The sequence below is a fragment of the Stenotrophomonas sp. STEN038 genome, from assembly GCF_056759895.1.
The window spans coordinates 1-5,876 of sequence record NZ_JBRRDW010000101.1; the positions used below are offsets into that span (position 1 = coordinate 1).

Here is a 5,876-nt window from a genome sequence, read left to right on the forward strand (position 1 = left end):
GCCCAAAGCCCAAAGCCCAAAGCCCAGAGCCCAAGGCCCAAAGCCCAAAGCCAAAGCCCCCCGCTATCAGGCTTCCGTCAGCAGGCTCCGCGCCGCGGCCCGCGCTTCCTTGCTTACCTCGGCCCCGCCCAGCATGCGCGCCAGCTCTTCCTCGCGGCCCTTGGCATCCAGCAGCTCGACCGCGCTCTGGGTCATGCCCTCCACCGGTGCCTTGCTGACCCGGTAATGGCTGTGACCCTTGGAGGCGACCTGCGGCAGATGGGTCACGCATAGCACCTGGCGGCGTTCGCCCAGGGCGCGCAGCTTCTTGCCGACGATGTCGGCAATCGCGCCGCCGATGCCGGAATCCACTTCGTCGAAAACCATTGTAGGCACGGCATCCAGGCCAAGTGCGGCGACCTCAATAGCCAGTGATATGCGCGACAACTCACCGCCCGAGGCGACCTTGCGCAGGGCGCGGGCCGGTTGGCCGGCGTTGGCGGCGACCAGGAATTCGACCCGCTCGGCACCATTCGGGTCCGGGCGCAGCTGTGCCTGCGGCTCCAGTTCGATCCGGAACTGGCCGCCGCCCATACCCAGCTCGCCGATCAGCGCTGTGGTGGTGTCGGAAAGGGAGGCGGCGGCGGCCTGGCGGCTGCTGGAAAGGGTTGCTGCCACGGCCTGCCAGCGGGCGGCGGCCTTGTCGATCTCGCCGGCCAGCTTGGCCAGGCGTTCGTCGGCGCCGCGTAGCTGCTCCAGCTCGGTTTCGAGTCGGTCGCGGGTGGCGGCCAGCTCTTCCATTGGCACGCGGTGCTTGCGGGCCAGGTCGTGCAGGCGGCTCAGCCGGCGTTCGATGTCTTCGAAAGCTTCCGGGTCGCTGTCCAGGTCGTCCTGGACCCGGTCCAGTTGGGCAAGCGCTTCGTGCAGCTGGATACCGGCGGCATCCAGCATGGCGTCGACCTCGCCGAGGCGGGCGTCGTGCTGGCTGACCCTGCCCAGCTCATTTCGCACCTGCTGCAGCAACGAGAGCAACGACGGTTCGTCTTCATCGCCATTGAGCAGGCCGCCAGCGCGCTGGCAGGCTTCGATCAGGGCGGTGGAATGGGCCTGGCGGCGGTGACTGGCGCCGAGCGCGACTATCGCCGCCGGCTCCAGGTCTTCGCGTTGCAGCTCGCCGAGCTGGTGCTCAAGAAAGCCGATCCGGTCGGAGACGTCGCCTTGCTGCGACAGCGCATCGCGCTCATCGAGCAGTGCCTGCCACTGCGTGCTGGCGCCGCGCACCGCAGTGCGCTCGGCTTCATTGCGGGCGAAGGCGTCGAGCAGGGCGAGCTGGCTGGGGCGTGACAGCAGTGCCTGCTGGTCGTGCTGGCCGTGGATCTCGACCAGAAAGCCCGCCAGTTCAGATAGTTGCGATACCGGTACCGGGCGGCCATTGATGAAGGCGCGCGAGCCGCCATCGGCGCGGATCACCCGCCGCAGCTGGCATTGCTCCTCGTCGTCGAGCTCGTTGTCGCGCAGCCAGCTGCGCGCCGGGGCGTCGTCGTCCAGGCTGAATTCGGCCGACAGCTCGGCGCGGCTGGCGCCATGGCGGACCACGCCGGAGTCGGCGCGCAGGCCGGACAGAAAGCCTAAAGCGTCCACCATCAATGACTTGCCGGCGCCGGTCTCGCCGGATACGACAGTCATGCCTGGGCCGAACTCCAGTTCGGTGGCGCGGACAACGGCAAAATCCTTGATCGATAGATGTCTGAGCATGGCTGGCAGGTCTAGGGGCCGCGCAAAGCTAGCATGCGGGCCGGGCAGGTCAATGTAGGGCAGGCGATGGCCGGCCCAGATTAGGAACAATGCGTCTCATGGAGTGAGCCGGAGCCTTGAAACTTTCGGTACAGCCCACATACGGGTCGGGGTAGGCGGCAGAACATCCGCCAAGGAACCGAAAATGAACCAAGAGCACACTGAATTCGACCCCGAGAACGCCGCCATGGGCGGTGAAGACGCGCACCACGACCAGATCGAGGCGCTGCGCGCCGAGCTGGAGCAGGTCAAGGCCGAATCGCTGCGCGAACGCGCCGATCTGGAAAACCAGCGCAAGCGTGTGGCCCGCGACATCGACCAGGCCCGCAAGTTCGCCAACGAGAAGCTGCTTGGCGACCTGCTGCCGGTGTTCGACAGCCTCGATGCAGGCTTGGCTGCCGCTGGCGGTGAGCCCAATCCGCTGCGCGAAGGTATGGAGCTGACCTACAAGCAGCTGCTCAAGGTAGCCGCTGACAACGGTCTGGTCCTGCTGGACCCGGCCGGCCAGGCCTTCAATCCGGAGCATCATCAGGCCATCAGCCAGGTGCCGGCGCCGGCGGGCGTGGCCCCGGGCGCGGTAGTGACCGTGTTCCAGAAGGGCTACCTGCTCAACGAGCGCCTGCTGCGGCCGGCGCTGGTTGTGGTGGCCCAGGCCGACTGATCGGCCGCGCTGGCTGGCCGCTGCCTAAATCAGGCGCGGCCGTCGGCAAACAGTGTTCCGGGGATGACTTGAATGTCATCAGGTCCTTCCCCATATCCCATTCATCCCCGGCGGCTGCCGGCAAACGAATACTCAGGAGTCCCCCATGGGCAAGATCATTGGTATCGACCTCGGCACCACCAACTCGTGCGTGGCGATCATGGACGGCGGCAAGGCCCGCGTCATTGAAAACTCGGAAGGCGACCGCACCACGCCCTCCATCGTTGCCTACACCAAGGACGGCGAAGTACTGGTGGGTGCCTCGGCCAAGCGTCAGGCCGTCACCAATCCGAAGAACACCTTCTATGCGGTGAAGCGCCTTATTGGCCGCAAGTTCACCGACGCCGAAGTGCAGAAGGACATCGCCCACGTGCCGTACGGCATCCTGGCGCATGACAACGGCGACGCATGGGTACAGACCAGCGATGCCAAGAAGATGGCACCGCAGGAAATCTCTGCCCGCGTGCTGGAGAAGATGAAGAAGACCGCCGAAGACTTCCTCGGTGAAAAGGTCACCGAAGCAGTCATCACCGTGCCGGCTTACTTCAACGACAGCCAGCGCCAGGCAACCAAGGACGCAGGCCGCATTGCTGGCCTGGACGTCAAGCGCATCATCAACGAGCCGACCGCTGCTGCCCTGGCCTATGGCCTGGACAAGGGTGACAACAAGGATCGCAAGATCGTTGTCTACGATCTGGGCGGCGGCACCTTCGACGTGTCGATCATCGAGATCGCCAACGTCGACGGCGAGAAGCAGTTCGAAGTGCTGGCCACCAACGGTGACACCTTCCTGGGCGGCGAAGATTTCGACAACCGCGTCATCGAATACCTGGTTGAAGAGTTCCAGAAGGACCAGGGCATCGACCTGCGCAAGGATCCGTTGGCCCTGCAGCGCCTGAAGGACGCCGCCGAGCGCGCCAAGATCGAGCTGTCGTCCGCGCAGCAGACCGAAGTGAACCTGCCGTACGTCACTGCAGACGCTTCCGGTCCGAAGCACCTGAACATCAAGCTGACCCGCGCCAAGCTGGAAAGCCTGGTCGAAGAGCTGATCAAGAAGTCGATCGAGCCGTGCCGCGTTGCCTTGAATGACGCCGGCCTGCGTTCGAGCGACATCAGCGAAGTGATCCTGGTCGGTGGCCAGACCCGCATGCCGAAGGTGCAGCAGGCCGTGACCGAGTTCTTCGGCAAGGAACCGCGCAAGGACGTCAACCCGGACGAAGCCGTGGCACTGGGTGCTGCGATCCAGGGCGGCGTGCTGGGCGGCGACGTCAAGGACGTGCTGCTGCTGGACGTGACCCCGCTGTCGCTGGGTATCGAGACCATGGGTGGCGTGTTCACCAAGATCATCGAGAAGAACACCACCATCCCGACCAAGGCCTCGCAGACCTTCTCGACCGCCGAGGACAACCAGTCGGCCGTGACCGTGCACGTGTTGCAGGGTGAGCGCGAGCAGGCCCGTTACAACAAGTCGCTGGCCAAGTTCGACCTGTCCGGCATCGAGCCGGCACCGCGCGGCATGCCGCAGGTCGAGGTGTCCTTCGACATCGACGCCAACGGCATCCTGCATGTGTCGGCCAAGGACAAGAAGACCAACAAGGAACAGAAGGTCGAGATCAAGGCTGGTTCGGGTCTGTCCGAGGACGAGATCGCACGCATGGTCGCCGACGCGGAAGCCAACCGCGAAGAAGACAAGAAGTTCCAGGAGCTGGTGCAGACCCGCAACCAGGCTGATGGTCTGATCCACGCCACCCGCAGCGCCATCACCGAGCATGGCAGCAAGGTTGGCGGCGACGTGATCGGCAAGGTTGAAGCCGCACTGGCCGATCTGGAAACCGCAATGAAGGGCGACGACAAGGCGCAGATCGAAGCCAAGTCGAAGTCGCTGGAAGAAGCCGGTCAGGCGCTGTTTGCCGCTGCTTCCGCTGGTGAGCAGGGCGGTCCGGCGCCGGGCGGCGACGCTGGTGCCCAGTCCAATGACGACGTAGTGGACGCCGAGTTCACCGAAGTCAAGGACGACAAGAAGTAAGCAAGGCCGGCGTTGTACCTGGGGATTCGGGATCCGGAACTACTGTTCCGGCTTCCGGATCCCCTTCCGGTATCTGCAATACCAGGCTTTCCGTCCCTGATTCCCAACCCCGATTACAGAACCTCATGTGCCGATGAAACGCGATTATTACGAAGTACTGGGCGTAGCCCGCACCGCCACCGATGAAGAGTTGAAGAAGGCCTATCGCCGTTGCGCGATGAAGCACCACCCGGATCGCAACCCGGGCGACGCTGCCGCTGAAGCTGCCTTCAAGGAGTGCAAGGAGGCGTACGAAACCCTGTCCGACGGCAATAAGCGGCGCATGTACGACGCCCACGGCCACGCTGCGTTTGAACACGGCATGGGCGGTGGTGGCGGTGGTCCGGGTGGTCCGGACATGAATGATATTTTTGGCGACATCTTCGGCAATATTTTTGGCGGAGGTGGCGGCGGTCCGCGTCAGCCGCGTCGCGGTGCCGACATCGGCTACGTGATGGAGTTGGACCTGGAAGAAGCGGTGGCCGGCGTTGAGCGCCGCATCGAGATTCCGACCCTGGCCGAGTGCGGTGATTGCGACGGCAGCGGCTCGGAAGACCGCAAGGTCGAGACCTGCAATGTCTGCGGTGGTCGTGGCCAGGTACGCGTGCAGCGTGGCATCTTCGCCATGCAGCAGGCCTGCCACAACTGCGATGGTCGCGGTCAGATCATCAGCAAGCCGTGCAAGACCTGCCACGGCAACGGTCGCATCGAAGAAGACAAGGTGTTGTCGGTCAAAGTGCCGGCAGGCGTGGACACCGGCGATCGCATCCGCCTGCAGGGTGAGGGCGAGGCCGGCCCGGCCGGTGCACCGGCAGGTGATCTGTATGTGGAAGTGCGCGTGCGCGAGCATGCCATCTTCACCCGCGATGGCGACGACCTGCACTGCGAAGTGCCGGTGCGTATCTCGCAGGCAGCGCTGGGCGATGCAATCCGTGTCGCAACCTTGGGTGGCGAAGCGGAGATCCGCATCCCGGCCGAGACCCAGACCGGCAAGCTGTTCCGTCTGCGTGGCAAGGGCGTCAAGTCGGTGCGCAGCCGCACCGAAGGCGACCTGTACTGCCGCGTCGTGGTGGAAACCCCGGTCAACCTGACGGCAGAACAGCGCAAGTTGCTGGAGCAGTTTGAAGCCACCTTCAGTGGTGATGAAGCGCGCAAGCACTCGCCGAAGTCGGCAACCTTCATCGACGGCGTAAAGGGCTTCTGGGAACGCATGAAGTCCTGATGCGTCACCTGTAGTGGGGGGGGGGGCGGGGGGGCGGCGGGGGGCCGGTGGGCGCCCAAGACGCCGGCGAGCCGCCCGCGCGGCCGCAGCAGGAAGGACGGATGTTGGGGGAGGGT

General features: G+C 64.8%; 4 protein-coding genes. 3 read left to right on the forward strand and 1 reads right to left on the reverse strand.

Features of this window, described 5'->3' with window-relative positions; translation table 11 throughout:
* Nucleotides 1-66 precede the first annotated feature (66 nt).
* Nucleotides 67-1,734 carry a DNA repair protein RecN gene (gene recN / locus ACVOLS_RS21185; RefSeq protein WP_481547264.1) on the reverse strand — a complete coding sequence of 556 codons (1,668 nt, stop codon included), beginning with the start codon at nt 1,732-1,734 and terminating at the stop codon, nt 67-69.
* Between the two features lie 184 nt (nt 1,735-1,918).
* Between recN and grpE the strand changes: the two genes are divergently transcribed.
* The 3 genes from grpE (at nt 1,919) to dnaJ (ending at nt 5,760) form a co-directional block, all read left to right on the forward strand.
* Complete coding sequence (gene grpE, locus ACVOLS_RS21190) at nt 1,919-2,434, forward strand: nucleotide exchange factor GrpE (protein ID WP_481547265.1); 516 nt, start codon at nt 1,919-1,921, stop codon at nt 2,432-2,434.
* 145 nt (nt 2,435-2,579) lie between these two features.
* Entirely contained in the window at nt 2,580-4,499 is a 1,920-nt protein-coding gene (dnaK, locus tag ACVOLS_RS21195) for a molecular chaperone DnaK (protein WP_481547266.1), read from the forward strand.
* Nucleotides 4,500-4,632: 133 nt separating this feature from the next.
* A complete protein-coding gene (gene dnaJ / locus ACVOLS_RS21200; protein ID WP_481547267.1) occupies nt 4,633-5,760 on the forward strand; it encodes a molecular chaperone DnaJ in 1,128 nt (375 codons plus the stop codon).
* The last annotated feature ends 116 nt before the right edge of the window (nt 5,761-5,876 follow it).

Coding starts and splice junctions, on each gene's coding strand:
- recN (WP_481547264.1), bottom strand. CDS start 1,734: ATGCTCAGACATCTATCGATCAAGGATTTTGCCGTTGTCCGCGCCACC.
- grpE (WP_481547265.1), top strand. CDS start 1,919: ATGAACCAAGAGCACACTGAATTCGACCCCGAGAACGCCGCCATGGGC.
- dnaK (WP_481547266.1), top strand. CDS start 2,580: ATGGGCAAGATCATTGGTATCGACCTCGGCACCACCAACTCGTGCGTG.
- dnaJ (WP_481547267.1), top strand. CDS start 4,633: ATGAAACGCGATTATTACGAAGTACTGGGCGTAGCCCGCACCGCCACC.